Annotated in this window: 27 protein-coding genes; 17 read left to right on the forward strand and 10 right to left on the reverse strand. The window is 36.0% G+C overall.

Annotated features, from left to right (window positions below; translation table 11 throughout):
- Positions 1–33: 33 nt before the first annotated feature.
- Positions 34–1,647 carry an AMP-binding protein gene (locus tag AsFPU1_RS17035; protein ID WP_172957427.1) on the forward strand — a complete coding sequence of 538 codons (1,614 nt, stop codon included), beginning with the start codon at positions 34–36 and terminating at the stop codon, positions 1,645–1,647.
- Between the two features lie 433 nt (positions 1,648–2,080).
- On the opposite strand, the gene AsFPU1_RS17040 is transcribed toward AsFPU1_RS17035, so the two are convergent.
- On the reverse strand, positions 2,081–2,680 hold the full coding sequence (locus AsFPU1_RS17040; protein WP_172957428.1) for a Maf family protein: 600 nt from the start codon (positions 2,678–2,680) through the stop codon (positions 2,081–2,083).
- Between the two features lie 303 nt (positions 2,681–2,983).
- Between AsFPU1_RS17040 and AsFPU1_RS17045 the strand changes: the two genes are divergently transcribed.
- From AsFPU1_RS17045 to AsFPU1_RS17055, 3 genes are all read left to right on the forward strand, one after another.
- Complete coding sequence (locus AsFPU1_RS17045; protein WP_124971414.1) at positions 2,984–3,211, forward strand: hypothetical protein; 228 nt, start codon at positions 2,984–2,986, stop codon at positions 3,209–3,211.
- Positions 3,212–3,369: 158 nt separating this feature from the next.
- Positions 3,370–4,182: a tetratricopeptide repeat protein gene (locus AsFPU1_RS17050; protein ID WP_124971417.1), complete on the forward strand. Its 813-nt coding sequence runs from the start codon at positions 3,370–3,372 to the stop codon at positions 4,180–4,182.
- Positions 4,183–4,247: 65 nt separating this feature from the next.
- On the forward strand, positions 4,248–4,916 hold the full coding sequence (locus AsFPU1_RS17055) for a hypothetical protein (RefSeq protein ID WP_227873359.1): 669 nt from the start codon (positions 4,248–4,250) through the stop codon (positions 4,914–4,916).
- Between the two features lie 161 nt (positions 4,917–5,077).
- Here the strand turns inward: AsFPU1_RS17055 and def are convergent, their stop codons facing one another.
- On the reverse strand, positions 5,078–5,611 hold the full coding sequence (gene def, locus AsFPU1_RS17060; protein WP_172957429.1) for a peptide deformylase: 534 nt from the start codon (positions 5,609–5,611) through the stop codon (positions 5,078–5,080).
- A gap of 220 nt (positions 5,612–5,831) precedes the next feature.
- Between def and dnaA the strand changes: the two genes are divergently transcribed.
- Together dnaA and AsFPU1_RS17070 are read left to right on the forward strand one after the other, a co-directional pair.
- Complete coding sequence (dnaA, locus tag AsFPU1_RS17065) at positions 5,832–7,196, forward strand: chromosomal replication initiator protein DnaA (protein WP_124971423.1); 1,365 nt, start codon at positions 5,832–5,834, stop codon at positions 7,194–7,196.
- A gap of 324 nt (positions 7,197–7,520) precedes the next feature.
- Positions 7,521–8,417: an amino acid ABC transporter substrate-binding protein gene (locus tag AsFPU1_RS17070; protein WP_124971426.1), complete on the forward strand. Its 897-nt coding sequence runs from the start codon at positions 7,521–7,523 to the stop codon at positions 8,415–8,417.
- 43 nt (positions 8,418–8,460) lie between these two features.
- On the opposite strand, the gene AsFPU1_RS17075 is transcribed toward AsFPU1_RS17070, so the two are convergent.
- Positions 8,461–10,071 (reverse strand): SpoIID/LytB domain-containing protein, encoded by a 1,611-nt coding sequence (locus AsFPU1_RS17075; protein WP_125061145.1) that lies wholly within the window; start codon positions 10,069–10,071, stop codon positions 8,461–8,463.
- 385 nt (positions 10,072–10,456) lie between these two features.
- On the reverse strand, positions 10,457–10,591 hold the full coding sequence (locus AsFPU1_RS23340) for a hypothetical protein (protein ID WP_265415812.1): 135 nt from the start codon (positions 10,589–10,591) through the stop codon (positions 10,457–10,459).
- 384 nt (positions 10,592–10,975) lie between these two features.
- Here AsFPU1_RS23340 and AsFPU1_RS17080 point away from each other — a divergent pair, with 384 nt between their 5' ends.
- From AsFPU1_RS17080 to AsFPU1_RS17090, 3 genes are all read left to right on the forward strand, one after another.
- Entirely contained in the window at positions 10,976–11,533 is a 558-nt protein-coding gene (locus AsFPU1_RS17080; RefSeq protein WP_124971429.1) for a shikimate kinase, read from the forward strand.
- Between the two features lie 149 nt (positions 11,534–11,682).
- Complete coding sequence (locus AsFPU1_RS17085; RefSeq protein WP_227873360.1) at positions 11,683–12,039, forward strand: hypothetical protein; 357 nt, start codon at positions 11,683–11,685, stop codon at positions 12,037–12,039.
- 292 nt (positions 12,040–12,331) lie between these two features.
- Positions 12,332–12,820: a hypothetical protein gene (locus AsFPU1_RS17090; protein ID WP_124971435.1), complete on the forward strand. Its 489-nt coding sequence runs from the start codon at positions 12,332–12,334 to the stop codon at positions 12,818–12,820.
- 13 nt (positions 12,821–12,833) lie between these two features.
- Here AsFPU1_RS17090 and AsFPU1_RS17095 read toward each other — a convergent pair whose 3' ends face one another.
- Entirely contained in the window at positions 12,834–13,580 is a 747-nt protein-coding gene (locus AsFPU1_RS17095; RefSeq protein ID WP_124971438.1) for a methyltransferase domain-containing protein, read from the reverse strand.
- Positions 13,581–13,693: 113 nt separating this feature from the next.
- On the opposite strand from AsFPU1_RS17095, the gene AsFPU1_RS22740 reads away from it, so the two are divergent.
- From AsFPU1_RS22740 to AsFPU1_RS17110, 4 genes are all read left to right on the forward strand, one after another.
- Positions 13,694–13,858, forward strand: coding sequence for a hypothetical protein (locus AsFPU1_RS22740; protein ID WP_172957430.1), 165 nt, complete (start codon positions 13,694–13,696; stop codon positions 13,856–13,858).
- Between the two features lie 73 nt (positions 13,859–13,931).
- Positions 13,932–14,228: a shikimate dehydrogenase gene (locus tag AsFPU1_RS17100; RefSeq protein ID WP_124971441.1), complete on the forward strand. Its 297-nt coding sequence runs from the start codon at positions 13,932–13,934 to the stop codon at positions 14,226–14,228.
- A gap of 112 nt (positions 14,229–14,340) precedes the next feature.
- Entirely contained in the window at positions 14,341–14,667 is a 327-nt protein-coding gene (locus tag AsFPU1_RS17105; protein WP_124971444.1) for a hypothetical protein, read from the forward strand.
- A gap of 88 nt (positions 14,668–14,755) precedes the next feature.
- Positions 14,756–15,217, forward strand: a complete 462-nt coding sequence (locus AsFPU1_RS17110) for a DUF29 domain-containing protein (protein ID WP_124971447.1) — start codon at positions 14,756–14,758, stop codon at positions 15,215–15,217.
- A gap of 18 nt (positions 15,218–15,235) precedes the next feature.
- Here AsFPU1_RS17110 and recG read toward each other — a convergent pair whose 3' ends face one another.
- From recG to AsFPU1_RS17125, 3 genes are all read right to left on the reverse strand, one after another.
- Positions 15,236–17,695 (reverse strand): ATP-dependent DNA helicase RecG, encoded by a 2,460-nt coding sequence (recG, locus tag AsFPU1_RS17115; RefSeq protein WP_124971450.1) that lies wholly within the window; start codon positions 17,693–17,695, stop codon positions 15,236–15,238.
- A gap of 378 nt (positions 17,696–18,073) precedes the next feature.
- Positions 18,074–18,934, reverse strand: coding sequence for an AAA family ATPase (locus AsFPU1_RS17120; RefSeq protein ID WP_124971453.1), 861 nt, complete (start codon positions 18,932–18,934; stop codon positions 18,074–18,076).
- Positions 18,935–19,056: 122 nt separating this feature from the next.
- Positions 19,057–19,443: a phosphomannose isomerase type II C-terminal cupin domain gene (locus AsFPU1_RS17125; RefSeq protein WP_124971456.1), complete on the reverse strand. Its 387-nt coding sequence runs from the start codon at positions 19,441–19,443 to the stop codon at positions 19,057–19,059.
- A gap of 138 nt (positions 19,444–19,581) precedes the next feature.
- On the opposite strand from AsFPU1_RS17125, the gene AsFPU1_RS17130 reads away from it, so the two are divergent.
- From AsFPU1_RS17130 to secF, 3 genes are all read left to right on the forward strand, one after another.
- Positions 19,582–20,565 (forward strand): alpha-ketoacid dehydrogenase subunit beta, encoded by a 984-nt coding sequence (locus AsFPU1_RS17130; protein ID WP_124971459.1) that lies wholly within the window; start codon positions 19,582–19,584, stop codon positions 20,563–20,565.
- A gap of 86 nt (positions 20,566–20,651) precedes the next feature.
- Positions 20,652–22,064 (forward strand): protein translocase subunit SecD, encoded by a 1,413-nt coding sequence (gene secD, locus AsFPU1_RS17135; protein WP_124971462.1) that lies wholly within the window; start codon positions 20,652–20,654, stop codon positions 22,062–22,064.
- A 211-nt stretch (positions 22,065–22,275) separates the two neighbouring features.
- Positions 22,276–23,208: a protein translocase subunit SecF gene (gene secF, locus AsFPU1_RS17140; RefSeq protein ID WP_124971465.1), complete on the forward strand. Its 933-nt coding sequence runs from the start codon at positions 22,276–22,278 to the stop codon at positions 23,206–23,208.
- Positions 23,209–23,254: 46 nt separating this feature from the next.
- On the opposite strand, the gene AsFPU1_RS17145 is transcribed toward secF, so the two are convergent.
- Together AsFPU1_RS17145 and AsFPU1_RS17150 are read right to left on the reverse strand one after the other, a co-directional pair.
- The gene (locus AsFPU1_RS17145; RefSeq protein ID WP_124971469.1) at positions 23,255–23,452 is read right to left on the reverse strand and encodes a type II toxin-antitoxin system HicA family toxin; all 198 of its coding nucleotides are present in this window, start codon (positions 23,450–23,452) and stop codon (positions 23,255–23,257) included.
- 3 nt (positions 23,453–23,455) lie between these two features.
- Positions 23,456–23,695, reverse strand: coding sequence for a DUF1902 domain-containing protein (locus AsFPU1_RS17150; protein WP_124971472.1), 240 nt, complete (start codon positions 23,693–23,695; stop codon positions 23,456–23,458).
- Positions 23,696–24,072: 377 nt separating this feature from the next.
- Between AsFPU1_RS17150 and AsFPU1_RS17155 the strand changes: the two genes are divergently transcribed.
- The gene (locus tag AsFPU1_RS17155) at positions 24,073–25,053 is read left to right on the forward strand and encodes an ABC transporter ATP-binding protein (protein WP_124971475.1); all 981 of its coding nucleotides are present in this window, start codon (positions 24,073–24,075) and stop codon (positions 25,051–25,053) included.
- Positions 25,054–25,139 lie beyond the last annotated feature (86 nt).

Raw genomic sequence — 25,139 nt, forward strand, 5'->3', positions numbered from 1 at the left:
TATTCTGATTTGAATGGAGAGCAAGGCTACATTATGCACTCATATGTACCATTGAGTCCAACCACTTTTTTAGAGCGCAGTGGTCAGGCATTTCCTAACCGAAGCGCGATCGCCCATGCTGATGGAATAGTTACTTATGGGGAGTTATTGCGCCGATGTCGCTGTTTGGCCCAAGTTTTGAAAGGACTGCAAGTGGGGTACGGTGATCGAGTTGCTCTCCTGACAGAAAACAATCAACAAACAATTGAAGCTCATTTCAGCATTCCAGCTATTGGTGCTGTGATTGTAGCTCTCAATCCTTGGCTGCCGGAGCAAGATCTTGTCTCTCTGTTAGACTATTGTGAGGCCAAAGTCTTGATTGTAGATGCTTCCTTAAGGGAGAAAATTGTCCTAAATCATGAAGTGACTCTTTCACACTTGCAGCAAGTTATCGTTATCGATACCCCCGCCACCCTTATCGATTCTGGAGTCCTCGACTACGAAACTTGTTTAGCGGCTGAAAATGGTGATTTTAAGCTAGATCAAACCGTTGTCAATGAACTAGATCCCCTGACCATCAATTTTACTTCCGGTACTACGGGTCGTCCAAAAGGGGTAATTTGCAGTCACAGAGGTGCTTATCTGCACGCATTGGGGCAGGTGTTGATGATTGGACTTAATCGGGCTTCTAAATATCTGTGGGTACTTCCCATGTTTCATGTTAATGGCTGGGGCCATATGTGGGCCAATGTTGCCGTGGGAGCAAGTCAAGTAATTCTGCCAAGTGACCAAATCCGAGATAGTTCTGTCGTTTGTCAAGCAGTCTCCAAATACAAAATTACCCACTTATCAGGTGCGCCTCGTCTGGTGCGATCGCTTGCATCAGCCCCAGGAGACAAGGAATCATTTCGCGGTCTGACGATTATTACGGGGGGGGCTGCACCTTCTCATACTCTGATCGAACAATTGGATGATATGGGGGTTAATTTTATCCACCAATATGGGTTAAATGAAACTTTTGGCCCCTATGTCGTTTGTGAAGAGCAAGAAGAATGGCAGGCATTATCTTCTTCCAGTCGCGCCCTCAAGCGCGCCCGCCAAGGAGTAGGAACTATTCATGCTGGAACAGGGCTACGGGTGGTCGATGACTCAAAACAAGACGTTCCTTGGGATGGTCATACCTTGGGGGAAGTGATCATGGCAGGTAATACGGTGGCGACCGGTTACTACAAAAATCCTGAAGCTACTGAAAAGGCGTTTCGAGATGGCTGGTTCCACACGGGGGATGTAGCAATTATTCATCCAGACGGCTATCTAGAGATTCGAGACCGTCTCAAGGACTTAATCTATGTAGAAACAGATTATGGTTGGGAAAACATTTCCTCCATCGAAATTGAGAATGTACTATGTAGACACGAACTGGTACGAGATGCTGCGGTGGTCGGAATCTCACCTGAAGATCTAGGAAAAAATCAGACTCTGTTGGTGGCTTTTATCGAACCCTGGGACTCCCAAACCATCACCAAAGAAGATTTGCACCATTTTTGTGAATCTCAACTTGCTTCTTACAAGCAACCCCAAGTATTTTACTTTACGGACTTGCCTAAGACTGCGACAGGCAAGGTTCGCAAGGACTTGTTAGTTAAGCAAGTAAGTAGTCGGACATAAATAAAACCTGAGTTCGACGGAAGGGAATTTATGCACTCACCATTAGTGTCAACTTAGTCCAAAACGCCGACAGGCTAAAGCCTGTGGCTATACCAACGAAGTCCGACGAGCGCGGACTTTCTGTAAAATTAGCCAGCATAGGCTGGCTTTGTACAGTTAACCCCACCCTTGGCAGGGTGTGGGTGGGATGGTGGGAAAACTTGTGTGTCTTGGGGTTTAATTTTAAGTTGACACCAATGCGCACTCACCAACCCAAAACAACGATTTTACGTCATTGCGAGCGGTAGCGAAGCAATCTTAAACCCTTATTATGACCTTACAGTGCGTAACTCCTAGCAGGTTCCTTTTAGGGCTTGAAAGCTTCGTCTAATAATGGCTAAAGCGATCACTATGAACTTTTCTATTGTGACTTTAATTATGATCACCTACTTACTTAGTCATGCTGCCAAAAATCTCGAACTTCATAGCCTAATTCTTGTAACATTTCTCTCAATAAAGGTAGACTTAACCCAATCACATTACTATGACAACCTTCAATCTTTTCGACAAATAATCCCCCTTTACCTTCTAAAGCGAACCCCCCGGCACATTTGAGGGGTTCTCCACTTTTAACATAAGCTTGAATTGTGGCATCATCTAAATCAGCGAAAAAAACTTTTGTGATACCACAACGAATTATTTTTTTTTGTATTTTTCCATCAATAATAGCATGACCCGTATATAAAATTCCTTGACTTCCCCTCATGGTTTGCCAACGATTTATTGCCTCTATTTCTGACTCTGGTTTTCCATAAATTTCCCCATTGACAGCTAAAACAGAATCACATCCTAATACTAAGGATAAATCAAACTGACTAGCAACAATTTCAGCTTTAGCATAAGCTAAGGTTTCTACTAATTTAATCGGGTCTGATAATTTAATTGTAGATTCATCAAAGTTACTATGACAAATGATAGGATCAATGCCAACAGTTTGCAAAAGTTTACGACGAGCAGGAGAAGCAGAAGCAAGAATAAAAGTAGGAATAGACATGATTATAACGAATTCGGAAGTTCCTTCAGCTAATATTGTAGAATATTTGATAATTTTACTCAATATAAGTCTACATACAGACCTTATGTCTGATACTATATGAACGAAGCCTCCCTTCGGGAGGCTCAATTAAACTTGCGTAAGGGGGTTTTGTCTTTATCCCTTAACCCTGAGCGGGTTTAAGCTTATAATTTCTAATAGTTTTATATACTAGATTCGGTAGAACCGGAATTATAAATCATAAATAAGTTTCAGTAATTAAAAAGCTATGTTATTATGCAACATAATATATTTTGTAATATCATGCCTAATATATCTATTTATCTGACTAACGACCAACTTAAAATATTAGATATTATTTCTCAAAATAAAAGTGAAAGTGACTTTATTGCTTCTTTAATCGAACAGGAAGAAAAACGTAAAGAAAAAGAAGAAATGCTAGAGGCCGTACAACAAATAGATTTACTTGATTTAGGTTGGAGTGAAACAGAAGAAGAATGCGCGATTATCGATATGGAATTATCTAGTTAGTTAATTTTGAGCCATCTAGGGAACCTAATACTTTTGATAAGCGTCGATTAATTAAGTATCTAGGAGAATTAGCAACCCAATATTTAGCTCAAATAAAACATAAATTAACCCTTTATTTGAATCTATAAATAGTTAATAATTATTGAGGAGTAAACCTGATGAAAAATGTTTTGTCCAATTTAGGTATTTTAACGACTATTATATTGTTTAATTATTTTGGAGTAACTCAACCTCTTTTATTCGCTCAAGAATCTACTCAACCTCAACCGAATAAAACGCCCAAATTAAGTGCTGTTCAATGGTATAATCAAGGAGTAGATAAGCTTGAAAAAAGAGATTATCAAGGGGCGATCGCTGATTTTACAGAAGCGATCAAATTAAATAATAAAGATGCTGATGCTTATTATAATCGAGGTTATGCTCAATTGGTTTTAGCTAACTATGAATTAGCGATCGCTGATTACAATCAAGCAATTCAATTAAAGCCAAAATTTGCCTATGCTTATGGGAATCGTTGCTATTCATTTTTTCAGACAAAACAGTATAAAAATGCAGTAACAGATTGTACAGAAGCAATTAAATTAGAGCCTAATTATGCAGATTTTTATATTTATCGAGGCAATGCTCAAGATGAGCTAAAAAATCCTAAAGAAGCAATCATAGATTACAATAAAGCGATTAGTCTTAATAGCAATCATGCTAATGCTTATTATAATCGGGCCCTAGCATATAATAGATTAGGAGAATCTCTAAAAGCGATTGATGATTATACAAAATCAATTCAATTAAAAGGTGACTTTGCTGATGCTTATCATAATCGAGGTGTGACACAGTTTAAGATAGGTAATAAAGAAAAGGCCTTGACTGATTTAAAAAAAGCTGCTGAACTTTTTACCACACAAGGTAATATTAATAATGCACAGCACGTTCGTGATACAATGAAAAAGTTACAAAACAAACAAGGTACTTAAACTTAGATTTTTATTTCTGAAATAAAAATTTTATTTTGTTGTTGTTTGATTTACTAAATATTACCATGAAAATTATCTCAAGTCGTTATTTATTAATCTTCCTTATTTTCATAGGGTTTCAATTAGTTGATGGAAATATATCTAGATTAGTTGCTCAAAATACTCTCTCCCCTAATCAAGATTTTCGTAGTTTCTTTGAAACAGGAAGAACCCGTTCAGAAGATGTACGACTTTTTCAACGGCCACCTGATGGAATTATTCCTGTTAGAGAGACATTAAATAGCTGGCAATTTGTCATTTTTGAGGAAGGAAATGTTTCTTTTTGGATACCTCCAGGAATTTTAATTCAGGAGAAAATAGAGTTAGAAACACCTGTTGGTTTAGTTAATTTTAGGACTTTAGCTTCCAGTCGTGAAAATCGCCGTTATATGGCAGCATATGCAGATGCTTTGACGGAGGAACAAATTAAAAATTCTCAGGTTTTATTCAAGACGATTAAGGGTAAAGTAACTTCAGATGATAAGTTTAAATTAACTCAAGAAAGGTCGGTTTCTCTAGATAAGTATCCAGGACAAGAATTCACTCTTAAGACTAAGACAGAAACTATTGTCATGCGAATTTATTTAGTCAATAACAGAGTTTATGCCCTAGGGGTTAGATATGCAAATTCTGAGCCACAACCGAGAGAAACTAGAGCATTTTTGAATGCTTTACAACTTCTTAATACGAAGTAAGTATACAAGATTAATTACCTAAAAAATTGTAGGGGCATTTTTTGTAGCGGTGTATTTTTGTAGGGGCGGGTTTTTACAAGATTTATGATTCTCACAAAGAAGTAAAATAAACCCGCGCTCTTTATGTAATCAATGCGGGAAAGGTAATTATGAATTATCAATTATCCATTATTAATTATCAATTGTTGAAATTCTTCTTCAGAATAAAGATCATGATCATTTTCTAATCGATCTAAAAATACCAATCCATTAAGATGATCGAGTTCATGTTGAAAAATCCTAGCTACAAAATCCGTTAATTCTTGATGTTGTAAATGACCATAACGATCTAAATATTCAACAATAATAGTTTGATATCGAGGAACTAATCCCCGTAAACCTGGCACACTTAAACAACCTTCCCACCCTTTAACTTTTTCCTGAGAATGGTCAACAATTTGAGGATTAATCATAGCGGTTGGTTCCATCAAAGGTGCGTTAGGATAACGGGGATTAGGATGAGAAGAAATAATAAATAAACGACAAGATTCAGATACTTGAGGGGCAGCTATTCCCACACCTTTAGCATCAATAGAAGTCGCAATTAAAGAATCAATTAATTCTTGAAAAATAGGATCTGTTATATCAATAACTGGTTGGGCTAATTCTCGTAAAATTGGTTCACCTAATTGAGCAATTTGTAAAATAGTCTTCATAATTAATTCTGGTTTTGTTGCCTATGTTTGATGATATCGTTAAACTAATAATTAATAAAAGGCTAAAGCCTGATCCTATAAAAACGAAGTCCGACGAGCGCGGCCTAACTTCTAGGTTGCGTAGGCAACCTTTGTTTGTATAGCTTAACTATGAACGAGTTAAAGTCTTTTGTGATAATTTAGCATAAATTGTCTGCTAGAACCATAATTTTGTAAATTTGTGACTATTTCCTCCCAATACCTCTGGAATCAAGTTCTAGAACGCCTAAAATTGCGTTTAACCCGTCCTGCGTTTGAAACTTGGATTCAAACCGCCACAGTCCAGGAATGGCAAGATAACTGTGTCATCATTGAAGTAGCCAATTCTTTTGTACTAAATCACTTACAGAAAACTTATCAATCCATTATTGCCCAAGAGGTAGGGGTGGTAGTTGGTCATTCGGTGGAAATTCAGTTAACGACTCCTCAAGGAGAAAATTGGGCAATTGTCCAAGAAAAAGAAGGATTTAAAGAATTTAGAGAGACTATACCAGAATCTCCCAAATTGGGGCGATTAAATCCCCGTTATACCTTTTCTCGGTTTGTGGTGGGCCCCACAAATAGGATGGCCCATGCTGCTTCCTTAGCAGTTGCTGAGTCTCCAGGACGAGAATTTAACCCTTTGTTTCTTTGTGGAGGAGTAGGATTAGGGAAAACTCATTTAATGCAAGCGATCGCTCATTATCGACTTGATCTTTATCCTAATGCTAACGTTTTTTACGTTTCGACGGAACAATTTACTAATGATTTAATTACGGCAATTCGTCAAGATAGTATGGAAAATTTTCGAGAACATTATCGTACAGTCGATATTTTATTAGTCGATGATATTCAATTTATTGAAGGAAAAGAATATACACAAGAAGAATTTTTTCATACGTTTAATACTTTACATGAAACCGGAAAACAAGTTGTTTTAGCTTCTGATCGTCCTCCTAAAAGAATTCCGACTTTACAGGATCGGTTAATTTCTCGTTTTTCTATGGGATTAATAGCGGATATTCAAGTCCCTGATTTAGAGACTCGCATGGCCATTCTTCAAAAAAAAGCAGAGTATGAAAACATTCGTCTTCCCCGTGAAGTAATTGAATATATTGCTAGTAATTATACTTCTAATATTCGAGAATTAGAGGGGGCATTACTTCGGGCAGTTACTTATATTTCTATTTCAGGATTACCGATGACGGTTGATAATATTGCCCCAGTTTTAAATCCTCCATTAGAACAAGTTCCTGCTTCTCCTGGGATAATTATACAGGTAGTAGCAGATAATTTTAAATTGTTAGTAGAAGATTTAAAAGGAAGTTCTAGACGCAGAGAAATTAGTTTAGCACGACAAATTGGGATGTATTTAATGCGTCAACATACTGATTTAAGTTTACCGAAAATTGGGGAAGAATTTGGCGGAAAAGATCATACAACCGTCTTGTATAGTTGTGATAAAATTTCTCAATTACAACAAAAAGATTGGGATCTCAGTCAAACTTTAGCTGACTTAAGTAATCGCATTAATGTAGCTAGTATTAATCAATCTTATTCTATTTAATGCCATGAAACCAAGCATAATAATTTTACCTCGCTTACTATGCTAAACTAATAATTAATAAAAGGCTAAAGCCTTATGCTATAGAAACAAAGTCCGACGAGCGCGGACAGCAATTATTAGGTTGCGTAGGCAACCTTTGTTTTTATAGCTTAACTCTTTAGAGTTAAAATCCATTATTTGTGATAATTTAGCATAACTTGTCCGGTAAAACCAATAATATTAAGCCATTACACAGATTAATAAATCAATTGTTATTAACTGAAACATAAACCATCTTTTTTCAGTCTATTAAATAAATCTAAAATCATTAGGAGAGAATTAATAATGATAAAAAAATTATCTATAATTGCGTTAACATTATGTTTAGCGGTGACTTATCAATCTCCTAGTTGGGCAGGAAAAGTATTAGATAAAATTAAACAAACAGGGGTCATTACTGCCGGAACTCGTAAGGATGCGATTCCTTTTGCTTATGTTAATGAACAAGGTAAATGGGTTGGTTATTCTGTTGATATTTTAGAAATTATTCGTAAAGATGTAGAAAAAAAATTAGGTAAACCGATCAAACTTCAGTTAGTAGAAGTAACCCCACAAAATCGCTTTGAAAAGATAAAAAATGGGTCAATTGATATTGAATGTGCTTCTACAACTTTTACTTGGGAACGGGATAAACAAGTTGATTTTACGATTAGTTATTTTGCCAGTGGGACTAAGATTTTAGTCAAAAAAGGGAGTCAACTGGGAACCATTGAATCTTTAGCAGGGCGCAAAGTTGGAGTTATTCCTAATACTACCAATGAACAGGCTATTAAAATTCAACAACCTGCCGCTAAATTAGTAACAGTTAAAGATAGAAATGAGGGTTTAAAAAAATTAGAAACAGGAGAAATTGAAGCATTTGCTAGTGATGGAATTTTGTTACAAGGATTAAAAAAAGAAGCAAAAAACCCCAATTCTTTAGATGTAGTTCCTGAATTTCCCTATGCTTATGAATCTTATAGTTGTATGATTCCTCAAGATGAATCTGCTTGGCGTGATACGATTAATTATAGTTTAGTTAAGTTTATGGAAGGCATTATTAGTGATCAACCTAAAACCGTTACTATTTATGAAAAATGGTTTGGAGATGAGGGAGTGACTCCTTATTCACGAGAAATTATTAATGAGTATTTTCAGGGAATTGTTAATAGTTATGAATGGATTCCCATTGTTGATTATTAATTAATCTTAAGGGTGTAGGATGGGCATTGCCCACCCTACTAAATTAATCCTTTTGAGGCCAAAAAACAATTGAATTATCAAGAGTTTGAATTTTCGCCCCTGGATAATAAAAGGCAAGGATTTTGTCAGCCGTCCAACCTAATTTTGCTAAATTATAAGACCCATATTGACTCATTCCTACTCCGTGGCCGAAACCACCTCCAACAAAGGCAAAAGCAGTTAATTGTTTTTGATTATTATAAATGGGTTCAAGATAAAAAAGAGTGCTACGGGGAGGGCCAAAGGCACTACGAACTTCATTTTTATGTAATTCTATTATGCCTTTGTCTGTCTGTACTTTGAGAGTAATAATTCGTCCAGATGGGGCCCTTTCTGTTACTTCCATCCATTGAATTTTATTAAAATTAGCCAGAGGATTTTTACGTCTTTCAAGATATTCTTGTAGGTCTTGACTTAAACTTTGAATAGTTGATTGTCGGTTCCAACGAAATACATTTCTTCCGGTTTCATTGAAGCCATCTTTCATGCTAATAAATTTACGGAATTCTTGTTCATCAGCGAGGGATTTTTGTGAGAGATCCCAAATTTGTTGGGGAGAATCAATAACTGCTTGTAAATAAGGTCTTTCTGCCCCATTCCAAACATCACTAAAGGTAGCGGTAACTCCTCCAGTTGTGGAAGAATAAAGCGCGTCTACTAATTCATTTTTATAAGTTAAAACTAGACCCTTAGTTTCTAAAATTGCTTGATCAGCTTTGGGGCTGGTATCACTTAAACCATAGTATACTTGACAATGGGTTGTAGCACATAATTCATAGTCATCTGCTTTAAATCGTCTAAGATTTCGTAAAGCATAAGTACGAGCAATAATCGTTTGTGCTTTGGCTGCATTCGCGGGAGCCCCACTACCAATTTCATGAGGAACTACACCTCTTAAATAGGTTTCTAGAGGAACATTATTAACAAGACTGTAAGTTCCATAGGCGTTAGGTTGTAATTTTAAACTGCCTCCATAAAGACGAGTTTTTTCTTTACTGTAACTAACTTGAATGGGATTTCTAGTAGCAATAATCTCTAAATTATCCGCTTGATAACGATTACCTGCTACGGTAAAAGTTGCTTGAGGTTTAGCGGCTAAAATAGCTGATTCTAGATAAGGTTGAGTAAATCCTTTTGCTTTAAGATTTTTTAACAGTAAACGTCGCAATAAAGGGGTTTCATAAACATCTCGTTTAGCCCAAACTTGCCATCTTTCGGGTTGGGTAACTTCAACTTTAATCCCTTTTGCTTTCCATTGATTTGCATTATCTTCTGCGGTTTCAAAGGTAGCATGATCACTAAGAATTACTTTTTCTTGAAGTTCAGGAGAAGGTAAGGATTGTTTGAGAATTTCTAGGGTTAATTGTTTACTATTAAGGGTGTTAATTTGACCATTCTTATCACTAAAGCGTAGAGTAAGATTATCCCCATTAGTCGCAGTAATGGACAATTTATCTTTTTCTTCTCCAAATCGCTGTACAATCCCCACTTTTATCTCAATATCTTTAGCTTGAGCGGGGGAACTCAAGACTCCTCCCCACAGAAAAGGAAGGGAACACAAGGCGACAAATAGTTGTTTGTCCCTGATTGGTTTTTGAGTCTTTGTACTTGGCATATTAAGCTAGATTGACAGTTTCGGGTGATTATACTTTGTTATCTTTTATATCAGATATCCGATGCAATCGGCATGGCTTATCTGAGTCGTGATCCTAGGCTTGGGGAAGAAGAACTCTTAAGATAATAGTAACGTAAAAAATAGCTACACTATCGGGATTGTGTGACGAACAGTTGCTCAAAATTGTTGCCGGGAAACTCAAATAATTATACTAAGTACCAAAGCAAAATTAATTGCACAGTCAAGGCGCGGGTTTTGATATAGTCGTAATGGTTGAGTAACAACGGTAATAGGGGCGGGTTGATCTAGTTTTTTGGTGAGAATCATGGATTTATGTAAAAAACCCGCCCCTACAAATTTTGTGTAATTAATTTTGTGTACCTACTTACCAGAGAATAATCCAAAAAGAGAGCAGAAAACCTAATCCCATTAAAGGGTTAAGTTGACACATAGCAATCAGACTTAATATCCAAGCCACACTATTAAAGGTAACACGCTTTTCTCTATCTAAATTCATCATGGTTCCGACTACTTCCTTAATAGTTTATGTTGCTTTACGGTTATTTAACTCTCACACTTCTTAACAGCTTTGATTCTTAGGAATTTTTCTTTAGAGCGGTAACTCTATCAACTCTAATTTATATTATGAAAGATTAGTCACTTTAGAACATCCGAAAATTCTCTTAAATTTGCTTTAATTTTTCTTGACAAAATATCAACAAATCTATATATTATTTACATTTTAGATGTAAAATGTAACCCAGTCTGTCTTCCCTGTCATAAGCAATACTTGTACTGAATTTCTGCTTGTTAGTGACCTAAGTTCTGGGAGTGCGATTGTAAGAAGCATGGTTATGTTAAAGTGTTTACGATTCATTGTCATTTCATTTGTTCGACTACTTATATGCAAAAATTACTTCAAGGAATCAATATTTTTCTCATTGGAATGATGGGAAGTGGAAAAAGTACCGTAGGCAAAGTTTTAGCCGTTAGACTCGGTTATCGTTTTTTTGATACAGATATTTTAATTGAGCGAGTCACTCAACAAACCATTAATGAAATATTTGTCAGTGAGGGGGAAGAAAAATTTCGAGATATTGAAACTCAAACATTAGCAGAAGTAGCATCTTGTACTAAAAGTGTGATTGCAACTGGAGGAGGAATTGTATTACTACCAAAAAATTGGAGTTATCTTCATCATGGCTTAATTATTTGGTTAGATGTTCCCGTAGAATTACTGATACAACGTTTAGCTGAAGATAACACTCGTCCTTTGTTAGATCAACAAGATCTTTCTTTAAAATTACAATCTTTATTAGAACAGCGACAGGAGTTATATGCTCAAGCAGATTTACGGATTATGATAACAGAAAATAACACTCCTGATATGATTGTTGATCAGATTTTTGCTAAGATTCCTGAAGTTGTTATACCTCAGTTATACTCCGAGAATAATAACTAATTTAAGAGAATAATGATTGCTTAATTTTGTCTGATTTTAAGTAAATTTAGCGATGCGATTAAGCAGAATAATACATTAAACTCCTAATAAAGACTTATTAGGAGTAAAGACAAGTTATGAAATATATGATAATAACTGGAGCTTTAATAATGGCTTCAATGATTGTTCCTTCTGAGGCTAAAGCTTCACCCACTTGTTACGGAATTGATCAATCTGGAGCCGCTATAGATTTATCAGCGATTTGTAATTCTTCTCCTAAATTACCATCAACTAATAATCATCAATCTGTTAATTCAGTTCAACCTCAATCAACCAAGTTACCCGACTCAGAAAAAAAGCCTAATTTATCAGAAGATCAAAGGAAAAAAGATATACAAAATTGTTTTAATAGTCCTCGGTGTCGTGAAATTCTTGCTCCTTCTGCTAATGGTAATAATTCAGAAAATACCCCTCATCAAGATCGTATTGAAAGGGTTAGAAATGGTGGTGCTATTAAACATAATTAATGAAAATATTAGTATCGTTATGTTAAATTATCACAAATAATAGATAGGGGTCAACGGCCGTTGACCCCTACAAAACAAACAAGATGCGGCGTGTCACATCTGGAATTTAGCCTGCCTTCGCAGACTTCGTTTTTATAGGATTAGGCTTTAAGTTTTGATTAGGTTAAGGAACCAATTTTCAAGTTTCTTCGTCCTGATTATACGAAAGTAAAACTATTGTCTGTAATCATTTTTAGACCAAAGATGATTACAGACAACTGCACATTGCTATATAAATAAATAGACATTAAAAATGAAAAATCCAAGCAAACATTTAATATCATTAATAGGAATTTCTCTGTTGACAGGAAGCAGTTTATTGTTAACTGAACTCAAGGCAAATAGTCAGAAAGCTTGTACAGCATTTCCGGTGATCGGTGCTAAGGGTACAGAGGTAACTAAGACGGTTTCTCAACCTGGAATTCCTGGCCCTTTTGGTCTACGTATTAATAATAATTGGAATACAGATTTTGCTGTCGTTCCTCTCAAAAAATATAAGCGGTATATAGTTAATTTTAAAGCCCATGATTCAGCAGAATATCGCATTAGAGCTTTTCTTAAATATAATGATAATACATCGGACAATTTTCATGATAAACAACTAGGATTTTCTTCAGGACAAACTTTAGAAATTGTCGGAAGTCCCAGAACTGATACTATTCCTTTTCAAGTTAATGTTTTTGTTGGAGAACCTATTTCTTTAGGTAGAACATACACTATTTCTGTTCAAGGTTGTATGTAGATTTAATAGTTAATTATACCTTTATTTTAGCAGAAATAAAAACAAAGCGATCGCAAAACTCTAATCTAGATTGATTACAATATTTTTGCTCCATTTCTGCTAATCCTTGTTGTAATTGAGTATCATCAAATCTAGAGAGTAAGGACATATATCTATTTTTCACCATGTCAAAATACTGTTCTTTAGGAATAGAAACGGGATATTCAACCCAATCTACAGTTGTTTGAAATCCGATTTTTTGGAATAATTTCACCAGATCATTATAATTAGGTTGGACAGCTTCGTAGGTTCGTAAAGCTTCCGTAAATAAGGGATATTCAATAGTAGGAGGCAGCAAAATTAAAAGTAAACTACCCGTTAAATTTAATCGTTGAAATAACCCTTGTAAAAATTTTTCTTTATCTTCAATATGATGGATCATTTCTTTCATTAAAATTTTATCATATTTTCCTGGTTCATAGACAAATTCGATCCCATCTTTAACTAAGATTTTATACTGACTGTTATTAGGTATTTGCTCAATCATTTTATCAGACGGATCAACACAAATAACAGGATTTTTCAAAGTTATTTTAGAGATAATAGATTTACTATAGATACCAGTTCCACAACCAAGATCAACAAAAATATCGGTTGATTTTAATGCCAAAATGTCAATAATTATTTGACTTAAAAAATCAATAAAATCTGGAGAATAAACCCAAAATTTATCATAGTTTTGAGCTAATTTTTGATAATGTTCTCGGCTTAAATAATTCATGTTTATCAGAAAAATATCGAATCTTAAGTGATCGTAGCCTTAAAATAAAGTAAGTCCCAGTTTCTAAGCGAACCAGGGGGCATGAGAAAACAAACATTACTAATAGGAAACCAATGCACGAAAACCCACTAAAGCGTAAAATCAAGGATTTAACACCAGGAGAACAGGACGCAATCAAGAGTCTTCTTGATACCCTTGGAATTGAAAACACCCTCATTTATAGTAATACACCCAAGCAAATTATCTATGAAGGTTGGATTACAAATAATGACAAGTGACGATAATTAAATCAGTCCCCTAGGGGCAACTAGGGGACATCTCCAAAAAACATATCTAATAGGAGTTTAACTCATGAATGAACCCACTACAGTTACCTATACCATAGCAGAAGTCCTCAAGCGCATTGAGGACAAGCTAGATACCCTTCAAAAAGATGTAACAGATTTAAAGATAGGACAGGCGACCTTAACTGAGAAAGTTGGCGGCATGGATAAGCGACTATCTAAAGTAGAAAGCGAACAAGCTACGATGGTTAAGGCTATTTCCGACTTGCAAGGTTTTCGTTCCCTGATTGTGCCGATTGTTGTGGCAGTATCAACGGCTTTATTGACTTTGCTTTTTCGTCTTGTTCCTAACTTATCCCCTTAAGAACGCGGTCTACGAATATGAGAAAGTACTAGAACATTAAAATAAAGTCAGTCCCCGTCGCTAGGCAACTAGGGGACATCTCCAAAAAACATATCTAATAGGAGTTTAACTCATGACTGAACCCACTACAGTTACCTATTCTATAGCAGAAGTCCTTAAACGCATTGAGGACAAGTTAGACAGGATGGATGAGAAGTTTGAGGGGAAACTAGACACCCTTCAAAAAGATGTCAATCAGAAATTAGACAAGCAATCAGAAGAAATCACAACAATTAAAGCCACTTTACAGGCACAACAGCCATTAATTCAAAAAATCCCCGATTTAGCCGAAAAGGTGGGAGAATTAAAGAATTGGAGACAAATCGTTATCATTGCTGTGACAGCCCTCATTAGTGGTTCAATCACTTGGGTTATTCGAGGGGGAACCTTTAAACCTTAACCTGATAGGACGAGGGTGTCCACCTAGTCACCCTTAATTTAAACAACGCCAAGTATTGATAATATTGATTCTAATAGGAGTTTAACCCATGAGTTCCTTCGGCGCGATTGCACAGACAGCCATCAATCTTACTTACGAAAAAGATTACCATCAATGGACAATAGAACAAGCCCAGGCTTTACGAGAACTTGTTAATACTCATCAGGAATTGAAACATTTTGAGAAATTAGATTGGGACAACATTATTGAGGAGATTGAAGCCTTGGGACGTAGTGAATACAATGCAGTCGTTAGCTTACTCCTCAGACAAATTGAACATTGTTTAAAGATTGACTACGTTTCCTTGCCTGAATGTCGTAATAAGTGGAAGTCTGAAGTCATTGCGTTTAAGGTAGGTATAAATCGAAAATTTGCCCCAAGTATGAAACCAAAACTCGAAAAGCAGTTTGAAGGAATATACAAAGATGCTGTTAGGATTGTCGAGGCCGAATATGAAATCAGTTTACCTAAACAATGCCCCTATAGCTTAGACGACTTGCTGAGTTCATGAACATTAATTTTTCTTGTCTTAGGTTAAAATTTCTCCTCCCATTAATTTTTGATAGCGTTGTTCTAGTTCTTGCTTTAAAGATGATATTCCTTGCATATTTTTATCAGCCATGATAATTTTTTCTGCCGCAGTTCTGGCTAATTCTAATACTTCTTGATCTTCGACTAAACTAGCTAAAGCAAAGTCTGGTAAACCGGATTGACGAGTGCCTAAAACTGTTCCTGGCCCCCTAAATCTTAAATCCATTTCTGAGATAAAAAAACCATCTTGAGACTGTTCTAACACGCTTAAACGTTGACGTGCATCAGGGGTTTTACTACTACTCATTAACAGACAATAAGACTTATGAGAACCCCGTCCAACTCGGCCTCGTAATTGATGTAATTGAGATAGGCCAAATCTTTCAGCATTTTCAATTAACATAACTGTTGCATTAGGAACATCTACTCCGACTTCAATAACAGTTGTAGAAACAATAATTTGATTTTTATTATCCCGAAAATCTGTTAAAACTTCATCTTTTTCTACTGAACTCATTCTACCATGTAATAAGCCAATTGTAAAGTCAGGGAAAACAATTTCTGATAGTTTTTTATGTTCTTCAACTGCTGCGCGAACATCTAATTTTTCTGATTCTTCAATCATGGGAAAAATAATATAAACTTGTCTTCCTTGGGCCACTTCTCTACGAATTAAATCATACGCTTGTGTCCGTTCTTTTCCTGTTAATGCGGTTGTTTGAATCGGTTGTCTTCCGGGGGGTAATTCATCAATTTGACTCACATCTAAATCCCCATGTAGGGTTAAAGCTAAGGTGCGAGGAATAGGAGTAGCTGTCATGGTTAAAACGTGAGGAGATTGACCTTTTGCTAATAATTTGGCCCGTTGGTGTACCCCAAAACGATGTTGTTCATCAATGACAACTAAGCCTAATCTATTAAAGTTTACCGGGTCTTGAATTAAGGCATGAGTTCCTACTAATAAGGGTAATTCTCCAGTTTCTAATTGTCGATGAATTTCTCTCCTTTTGCCTATTTTAGTCGATCCAGTTAACAATTCTACAGGTAAATGTAATAAATTAAACCAACTTACTAATTTACGATAATGTTGTTCTGCTAATACTTCTGTCGGGGCCATTAATGCGGCTTGATAACCTGATTGAAGGGCGGCTAAAATAGCAAATACAGCAACAATTGTTTTACCTGCACCTACGTCTCCTTGAACTAATCTGTTCATAGGAGTTTCTAATGTTAAATCCTCTAAAATTTCGTTAATGACTCGTTTTTGAGCATTGGTTAAAGCAAAGGGTAATAACTCATTAAAATTTTCAATTAGTTGCCCTTGGGGTATAAAAATAGCACTTTTTTGTGTTAATTTTTGTTCTTGACGACGTTGCAAGAATCCTAATTGTAAATAAAAGAATTCATCAAATACTAATCGCCGTCTAGCATGGGCTAATAATTCCGGGTTTTCAGGAAAATGAATATTATTTATCGCATCTTTTAATTTAATTAATCCGTATTCATTTCTTATACTAATAGGTAGAGGATCTTTGATAGTTTTAATTGAGTTTAAACAGGTAATAACTGTCTGTCTAATTAAATCGGCTGGAACCCCTTCAGTTAAGGGATAAACAGGTAAAACTCGCCCAATTTTTAGGGATTCAATATTATCTCCTAAACTATCTAATACTTCAATTTCTGGATTATCTAAAGTTAATCCATATTTGTTTTGTTTAACTAATCCTGAAGCGGCTACAATAGCACCTACAGGATAAAAACGTTTTTGTCTTTCTTGCCAACCTCGGTTATTAAAACGACTGCCAGCAAAAAAGCGATTGAGTTTAATTTCTCCGGTATTATCCCGCAAAATTAATTCAAAAATTGTCAGGTTTTTATTTTTAGGACTACTAAAACAATTACACCTTTTAACTGTTCCTATAATGGTAACGGTTTCTCCTGGATTAAGATTAGTAATACTTATTTGACGCGCATAATCAATATGATCACGGGGATAATAAAAGAGAATATCTTTAACTGTATATAATTCCAAAAGTTTGAGAGATTCACTTTTTTTCTGGTCTAATCCTGGTAAGGTATTTAATGGTTTATCTAAGGTTATATTCTCTAAGGAAGGTTGTTTTTCACTGACAGGAACAATACGAGGTAATTTAGGGGCCGGAGGTTCAGATGAGGTTTCTAATATTAGTCTGAGTTGATGGATAAATTGTCTAGTTTTAAAGACTAAAATTTTCCGTCTCAATACACTTAATTGGGAATAATTTGCGTATTCATTGGCTAAATCATACCAACGAGTACAATCACTGTTAGGGGTTCGAGGAGGAGGGTTTTGACGGAAATTAAGACATAAAAATTCGCTAAACCGATATTGATTACCCTGTAAATCGGTAAATCCTTTTTCTGCTTCAATCGAAAGTGCTTTATCTAAGCGTATCCAATCAGGGGTTTCTCTGTCCATTTTTTCTGCTTTAAAGTTTAGGGAATAGATAATAGATTAGTGAGATATTTAATCAATAAAACTGATACAATACGATTCTACCGAATTTGTTATGTTAAATCAATGTCTACACTACAGACCTTATGTCTGATACTATATGAACGAAGCCTCCCGAAGGGGGCTAGATTAAACCCATGTAGGTGGGTTTTGTCTTTAGACTAAAGTTTGATAATATATGAACGAAGCCTTTCTTCGGAGGCTAAATTAAACCCACGTAGGTGGGTTTTGCCTTTATAGCTTAACCCTTCAGGGTTTAAGTCTATAATTTCTAATCGTCTTACATACTAGATTCGATAGAACCTAAAATACTTCTAACAATTGAGTGATTTATTGTATTATTCAAGCTGTTATTCGTTGTTTTAAGATAATTGTTTTCATTTTTCTGATGATCATTTGAGCAATTTGTTGAGAACTGTACAAAGCAGTATTCACCGCTAAAGTTCGTTCAGGTGCAATCTTTAGTAAACTGTTACGACTTGTTACTATATCATAATTTTGCTGCTCTTTAGCAATAATTTTAACCTTATCTTTTAATTCCTTTATATCTATTTTTCCTTGATTAATCAAGGTTAACCATTTTTGTTGTTGAATGGGAGTTAATAATTTATAGAATTCGGGAATATCTAAGTCTGTTTTATGATTTATATTAGGCAAAGATTCTGACCGATAATTATTAATATAATCAAAGGTATCTTGACGATTGATAAGTCGTTGTAAACGAATATGATTTGAGGCTTCTAAAACAATAAATTGAGCATTAGGAAGCATTTTTGCTGCATAAGTGACCTCATTTTCTCCCCGTAAACCATCAAAAATTAATAGAGAGTTATTTAATGGCTTTTTAACCTGAAGTTGGGACAAAATATAAGCCATTCCTGGAGGATAAAGTTGTTGATACTGTTTAGTTAATTCGAGTCTTTGTATCCGGCAAAGAATGGGATCTTTACTATTGGTAATTGTAGGAAAAATAACCTGATCTGTTAAAATTCTCCGATTAGGTAATAAGCTAAAATTCAATTCAGAGTTTAATAAAGCATCAGTAGTAGTCGTTTTACCAACTCCGGTTAAACCAACTAAAATTAATAAGGGATATTCAGTGATTGATTGCCAATCTTTTGGACTATTATTAAGGGGATTAAATCCAATTTCGGAAGTAATTAGTCGCAAAGACTCAGAGGAAGTCATTAAACTTGTTTTCATATTAATAATAAAGGCAGTTAAAAATTGATTTTTAAGAAAAAAAGCCTTACAGATAATTATTAATCACCTAATTTTAGATGAATTTTAAAAGTCTAAAGCAATAATATTTTTTATTTTCTCTCCTATGTTTCAGTAAAACGAATAATATCATCATCTCCTAAATATTCCCCATTTTGTACCTCAATCATCACTAAAGGAATGACCCCAGGATTTTCGACACGGTGACGACTATTCATGGGAACATAAGTAGATTCTTTTTGTTTAAGCAGTTTTTCTTCTCCATCACAAATTACTTTAGCCGTTCCTGACACAATTATCCAGTGTTCACTGCGATGATAGTGCATTTGTGTACTAATATGTTGACCTGGTTTAACCACAATACGATTAATGCGATAACGAGTCCCTTCTTCTAATACGGTAACGGTTCCCCAAGGTGGTGTACGAGTAAATTCCTCATCCCGTCTTGACCCCGTAACTTCAGATTTTTGAAAGTCTGATTCGTCACTCATTGCTTAACCTCCTTGATCTGTGTTTATTTTATTATAATTACAAAGTGTCTTCTTGAATTGAATTTTATTTAGGTACTTAAAAAGATAAAATGTCAGATTCTGATGATAGGATAACTTAAGACATTCATTAGTAAACATATGGCAGAAACATTATTATTTAATGCACTCCGTCAAGCTATTGACGAAGAAATGGGTAGAGACGACACAGTGTTTGTCTTGGGAGAAGATGTGGGTCATTATGGTGGTTCCTACAAAGTTACAAAAGATCTCTGTAAGAAGTATGGAGACTTGCGGGTTCTTGATACACCGATCGCAGAAAATAGCTTTACTGGAATGGCTGTAGGTGCTGCCATGACAGGGTTACGTCCCATTATAGAAGGGATGAACATGGGCTTTTTATTGTTAGCCTTTAACCAAATTGCCAATAATGCCGGAATGTTACGTTATACTTCTGGGGGCAACTTCAAAATTCCTATGGTAATACGGGGGCCAGGGGGAGTAGGTAAACAATTAGGGGCAGAACATTCTCAACGGTTAGAAGCGTATTTTCATGCGGTTCCAGGGCTAAAAATAGTAGCCTGTTCCACTCCTTACAACGCTAAAGGATTACTCAAAGCAGCTATCCGAGATGATAATCCAGTTCTATTTTTTGAACACGTTCTTCTCTACAATCTCAAAGAAAATTTACCCGATACTGAATATATTGTCCCCTTAGACAAAGCAGAAATGGTACGACCGGGCAAAGATGTCACCATTTTGACCTATTCACGGATGCGTCATCATTGTATGCAGACTATCAAACAATTGGAAAAAGAAGGTTATGATCCCGAAATTATTGACCTAATTTCCCTAAAACCCTTCGATTTACAAACTATTGGGGACTCTATTCGCAAAACCCATCGAGTGATCATTGTGGAAGAATGTATGAGAACTGGGGGAATAGCTGCTGAATTAGTCGCCATCATTAACGAACACTTCTTTGATGAATTAGATGCTCCTGTAATACGTTTGTCTTCACAAGATATTCCTACCCCTTATAATGGCAACCTTGAAAGACTCACCATTGTGCAACCTCCCACTATTATCGAAGCAGTGCAAAAACTGATGACAGGGCGAATTTAAGGCCGATAATACCCCAGGAAAAAGGCAAAAGGCAAAAGTTTACTGCAGGTTTTTTGCTTTTAGCAAGCTATAACAAAGGATTTACTATGCAAAAGCAGCGTGCGGTCATTGGTTTCATTATTATTTTAGTGATCATAGCGATCACCATTTTGGTGACTATTCCTCTGCAACTGGGATTAGATCTCAAAGGAGGGGCCCAATTAACAATTCAAGTCAAACCCACCAAAGACATTAAACAAATTTCTTCCCAACAACTAGGTGACGTAAAAACCGTCATTGAAAATCGGGTAAATGCTTTGGGGGTAGCTGAACCTAGCGTCCAAACTGTTGGACAAGATAAAATTGTAGTACAGTTACCTGGTGTCACCGATCCTCAACAAGCAGAACGAATTTTAGGGGGAACCGCACAACTAGAATTTCGTCAACAACGTCAAGGAACAGAAGGGGAATTTCAAGCTGAATTTACAATTAAAAGGCAGAAAGAAGCAGAATTAGTGATTCTAAGACCTCAAGACGCCGTCGGTCAAAATAAGGAAAAGATTGCTCAATTAACCAAATCCATTGACTCCTCTAACACCATCCTGTTAGGACTATTTGACCCAATTGGATTAACGGGAAAAAACCTCAAAAATGCCCGTCCTAGCCCCACACAAGGCACTAGCTGGGAGGTAGCGATTGAATTTGACGATGAGGGGGGCAAAAAGTTTGCCCAACTGACAAAGGAAATTGCCGGAACTGGCCGCAGTATTGGTATTTTCCTGGATAATAAGGTCATTAGTGCGCCTGTTGTCGGGGCCGAATTTGCTGCTACTGGAATTACGGGAGGAAGTGCGGTCATTACCGGAACTTTTACCGTTGAAACCGCTACCGATTTAGCAGTACAGTTACGAGGGGGATCTTTACCGTTCCCTGTAGAAGTGGTAGAAAACCGTACCGTTGGGGCAACTTTAGGACAAGATAGCATCCGACGCAGTATTTATGCCGGGTTAGCAGGCTTATTATTTGTTGTTGTCTTTATGGCGGTTTATTATCGTTTACCAGGGGTAATTGCTGATATATCCTTGGGCATCTATACTTTGCTTACGTTAGCGTTTTATTCTTTGATAGGAGTAACCTTAACTTTGCCAGGTATTGCTGGATTTATTCTCAGTATTGGTATGGCAGTAGATGCTAATGTCTTGATTTTTGAGCGAACTCGTGAAGAATTAAGGGACGGAAATACTCTGTATAAGTCGGTAGAATCAGGCTTTTATCGCGCTTTTTCCAGTATTTTAGATAGTAATGTCACAACATTAATTGCTTGTGGTGCATTATTTGGTTTAGGATCTGGGTTAGTTAAAGGGTTTGCTTTAACTTTGGCTATGGGAGTTTTAGTGAGTATGTTTACAGCTTTAACTTGTAGTCGTACTCTGTTATTATTAACCGTTTTAGGTGTACCTGCCGTCCGTAAAAAACCTGAACTGTTTTGTCCTAATTTACCTACTGTTACTAAGTCTTAATTATCAAATTTGATCCCCCCAACCCCCCTTAATAAGGGGGGCAAAGAATGGGGAAACAGAAGATAAAGTACCTACCTCTTAATACGGGAGGAACCCAATGGGGAAACAGATGTCAAAGTCCCCCTTTTTAAGGGGGATTTAGGGGGATCGAGAAAGGCTATTACGAGCAAATTACGTTAATATTAATCGGTGATCATATCACAGGAGAATCATGCAGTTAAATGTCATTAAATGGGAAAAATTATGGTGGTCAATCTCAGGATTAGTTATCATAGCAGGATTAATTGGAATGATCATTTCTTGGTCTACTTTAAAATCCCCATTACGTCCAGGATTAGACTTTATTGGAGGAACCAGACTACAACTTCAATTAGAATGTGCGGTGCAAAAAAACTGTGCGCAACCGATTAATACGGGACAAGTAAGGGATATTCTGGCAGAACAAGGATTAGGAGGAAGTACCATTCAGGTATTAGAAGGAGATATTCTCTCCATTCGTACTAAAACTTTAAATGTAGAGGAACGAACTCAATTACAGAAAACTTTAAACGATAAAATTGGCAAATTTGACCCGGAAACTTTACAAATTGATACAGTAGGTCCAGCAGTTGGACAAGAATTGTTTACATCAGGGGTTTTAGCCCTTTTGGTTTCTTTCTTTGGGATTATTGTCTATCTTAGTTTTCGCTTTCAATTTGATTATGCTTTTTTTGCCATTGTCGCCTTATTTCATGATGTCTTAGTGACTGCAGGGGCCTTTGCTATTTTTGGCTTAGTTCTGGGGGTAGAAGTTGATAGTTTGTTTCTGGTTTCTTTATTAACAATTATTGGTTTTTCTGTTAATGATACTGTGGTAATTTATGATAGAATTAGGGAAAATATAGACGAATTTCCCGATGTTTCTATTAAAGAAATTGTCGATACTTCAGTTAATCAAACTCTGACCCGTTCTATTAATACTTCATTAACGACTATATTACCTCTAGTCGCAATTTTTCTTTTTGGTGGAGAAACCCTAAAATATTTTGCTTTGGCTTTAATTATTGGTTTTAGTGCAGGGGTTTATTCGAGTATTTTTATTGCTAGTACCTTATTAGCTTGGTGGCGTAATCGTGTTCAGAAAGAAAAATTAAAGTTAACTTGAATTTTATTAGAATTCCCCGCAGTAAACAGACGGGGAATATATCAATTTAGAAAATCTTTTTTAATCCCGCTTGTTTTAAGGTACCATTAGCTGTATGACGGGATTTAATGGTATTATCAACCACAAAGCGACGATCTGTGATGGGACTGTACCAAATCTCATGATCCCCTTTACCTGCTCGTTCAAAACAACAATTAGCCTGTAAAAGTCGTTTTTTTAACTCAGGGGTAAAAGACTTTGCCATTATTTAAACCACCTGAATTAACTCTTTTCGATGAGTAATTAATTCAAAACTAATCACCTTTTTATTCTCAATAGTGATTCCATGATTTACACTCAATAGTTCTGGAATCATTTGTCTAAGTTTATCCGTTAACTGTTCCAACGTATCTGCTTCCGTCACCAAACCCAGAATATCTGGACTTTCTGCAACCCAGACTCTCCCATCTTCATCCCAAAAAGCCTCTATTTTATAGCAATTATTCATTGATTAAATTACCCAATTAATCTAAATTTTAATCGTTCTACCCGACAAGTTATGCTAAATGATCACAAATAATAGACTTTAACTCGTTCATAGTAGGGGTCAACGGCCGTTGACCCCTACCAAACAAAGGTTACCTGCACAACCTATAATTTAGTCCGCGATCATCGGACTTCATTTTTATAGAATAAGGCTTTAGCCTTTTATTAATTATTAGTTTAGCATAGTTTGTCCGGTAGAACTAAAAGGATTCACCCACAGGTTACAGATTCTCTGAAAATCCCATTCTTGCTAAAATTTTTGCAACATTATGCCCTTTTTTCCTAAAAATAGGGAACAATAGTTGATGAGATAGTTTTCATTAAGGTTACGCAATAGTCATGAATTCCGTCACAGAGATATCCAAAAACCTGACCACACCTGAAGCTATGCCCATAGTACAAACTTGGAACTTAGGCAAAGTGTATCGCACTGGTTTTTGGCTAAATCAACAATTGCGATCGCTAAATGATTGTTCTCTGAGTGTCTATCAGGGAGAGACTTTTGGTCTACTTGGGCCCAATGGTGCAGGAAAAACGACCCTGCTTAAAATATTACTGGGAATAGTGCGTCCGACTCAGGGACGGGCCGTATTATTAGGTCAACCTATCGGTAGACAAGAAGTTAAACAAAAAGTGGGCTATTTACCGGAAAATGCCTATTTTTATGATTATCTGACGGCCTGGGAATTTTTGGAATTTGCCGCAGGGTTGTTTCAACTTTCTACAACTATCCAAAAACAACGAATTCCCCAATTATTAGATTTAGTAGGGTTAGACCAAAAAACAGCCCGTAAAAAGCAATTAAGACAGTATTCTAAGGGAATGTTACAACGGGTTGGTATGGCCCAAGCTTTAATTAATGATCCTGATTTGGTTTTTTTTGATGAACCGATGTCAGGACTTGATCCTTTGGGACGTTATCAAGTAAGAGAAATTATTCTTTCTCTTAAGTCTCAAGGTAAGACAATTTTCTTTAATTCTCATGTCTTAACAGATGTGGAACAAATCTGCGATCGCATTGCTATTTTGGCCAGAGGAAATCTTTTATGTGTGGGTTCTTTAGAAGATATTCTGGGCCGTTCTGATGTTTATCAAGTAATTGTAAAAGGAGGAACTCAAGAAGCATTAGAACCTTGGATTTTAGGAATTAAAAATATTGAAAATTCTTGGCATGGACAACTAGAAGGAGATCCTCAAGAATTTATGGCGGCTTTATCTCAAATGGATGCTCAATTATTAAGTTTAAATCGCGCTCGTGCTTCGTTAGAAGAATATTTTATTGAACAGTTACGAGAACGGGGTATTACTTCAAGTCAATAAGTCAATTGAGTTAAGTAAGTAGACAAAATTAATTACATAAAATTCGTAGTAGGGGCGGGTTTTTTACAAATTTTTATGATCCTCAC

The sequence above is a fragment of the Aphanothece sacrum FPU1 genome, from assembly GCF_003864295.1.
GTDB lineage: Bacteria > Cyanobacteriota > Cyanobacteriia > Cyanobacteriales > Microcystaceae > Aphanothece_B > Aphanothece_B sacrum.

Excerpts from the sequence above, each read along its gene's own strand:
- AsFPU1_RS17035 (WP_172957427.1), top strand. The coding sequence starts at position 34 with ATGCACTCATATGTACCATTGAGTCCAACCACTTTTTTAGAGCGCAGT.
- AsFPU1_RS17040 (WP_172957428.1), bottom strand. The coding sequence starts at position 2,680 with ATGTCTATTCCTACTTTTATTCTTGCTTCTGCTTCTCCTGCTCGTCGT.
- AsFPU1_RS17045 (WP_124971414.1), top strand. The coding sequence starts at position 2,984 with ATGCCTAATATATCTATTTATCTGACTAACGACCAACTTAAAATATTA.
- AsFPU1_RS17050 (WP_124971417.1), top strand. The coding sequence starts at position 3,370 with ATGAAAAATGTTTTGTCCAATTTAGGTATTTTAACGACTATTATATTG.
- AsFPU1_RS17055 (WP_227873359.1), top strand. The coding sequence starts at position 4,248 with ATGAAAATTATCTCAAGTCGTTATTTATTAATCTTCCTTATTTTCATA.
- def (WP_172957429.1), bottom strand. The coding sequence starts at position 5,611 with ATGAAGACTATTTTACAAATTGCTCAATTAGGTGAACCAATTTTACGA.
- AsFPU1_RS17070 (WP_124971426.1), top strand. The coding sequence starts at position 7,521 with ATGATAAAAAAATTATCTATAATTGCGTTAACATTATGTTTAGCGGTG.
- AsFPU1_RS17075 (WP_125061145.1), bottom strand. The coding sequence starts at position 10,071 with ATGCCAAGTACAAAGACTCAAAAACCAATCAGGGACAAACAACTATTT.
- AsFPU1_RS23340 (WP_265415812.1), bottom strand. The coding sequence starts at position 10,591 with ATGATGAATTTAGATAGAGAAAAGCGTGTTACCTTTAATAGTGTGGCT.
- AsFPU1_RS17080 (WP_124971429.1), top strand. The coding sequence starts at position 10,976 with ATGCAAAAATTACTTCAAGGAATCAATATTTTTCTCATTGGAATGATG.
- AsFPU1_RS17085 (WP_227873360.1), top strand. The coding sequence starts at position 11,683 with ATGGCTTCAATGATTGTTCCTTCTGAGGCTAAAGCTTCACCCACTTGT.
- AsFPU1_RS17090 (WP_124971435.1), top strand. The coding sequence starts at position 12,332 with ATGAAAAATCCAAGCAAACATTTAATATCATTAATAGGAATTTCTCTG.
- AsFPU1_RS17095 (WP_124971438.1), bottom strand. The coding sequence starts at position 13,580 with ATGAATTATTTAAGCCGAGAACATTATCAAAAATTAGCTCAAAACTAT.
- AsFPU1_RS22740 (WP_172957430.1), top strand. The coding sequence starts at position 13,694 with ATGCACGAAAACCCACTAAAGCGTAAAATCAAGGATTTAACACCAGGA.
- AsFPU1_RS17100 (WP_124971441.1), top strand. The coding sequence starts at position 13,932 with ATGAATGAACCCACTACAGTTACCTATACCATAGCAGAAGTCCTCAAG.
- AsFPU1_RS17105 (WP_124971444.1), top strand. The coding sequence starts at position 14,341 with ATGACTGAACCCACTACAGTTACCTATTCTATAGCAGAAGTCCTTAAA.
- AsFPU1_RS17110 (WP_124971447.1), top strand. The coding sequence starts at position 14,756 with ATGAGTTCCTTCGGCGCGATTGCACAGACAGCCATCAATCTTACTTAC.
- recG (WP_124971450.1), bottom strand. The coding sequence starts at position 17,695 with ATGGACAGAGAAACCCCTGATTGGATACGCTTAGATAAAGCACTTTCG.
- AsFPU1_RS17120 (WP_124971453.1), bottom strand. The coding sequence starts at position 18,934 with ATGAAAACAAGTTTAATGACTTCCTCTGAGTCTTTGCGACTAATTACT.
- AsFPU1_RS17125 (WP_124971456.1), bottom strand. The coding sequence starts at position 19,443 with ATGAGTGACGAATCAGACTTTCAAAAATCTGAAGTTACGGGGTCAAGA.
- AsFPU1_RS17130 (WP_124971459.1), top strand. The coding sequence starts at position 19,582 with ATGGCAGAAACATTATTATTTAATGCACTCCGTCAAGCTATTGACGAA.
- secD (WP_124971462.1), top strand. The coding sequence starts at position 20,652 with ATGCAAAAGCAGCGTGCGGTCATTGGTTTCATTATTATTTTAGTGATC.
- secF (WP_124971465.1), top strand. The coding sequence starts at position 22,276 with ATGCAGTTAAATGTCATTAAATGGGAAAAATTATGGTGGTCAATCTCA.
- AsFPU1_RS17145 (WP_124971469.1), bottom strand. The coding sequence starts at position 23,452 with ATGGCAAAGTCTTTTACCCCTGAGTTAAAAAAACGACTTTTACAGGCT.
- AsFPU1_RS17150 (WP_124971472.1), bottom strand. The coding sequence starts at position 23,695 with ATGAATAATTGCTATAAAATAGAGGCTTTTTGGGATGAAGATGGGAGA.
- AsFPU1_RS17155 (WP_124971475.1), top strand. The coding sequence starts at position 24,073 with ATGAATTCCGTCACAGAGATATCCAAAAACCTGACCACACCTGAAGCT.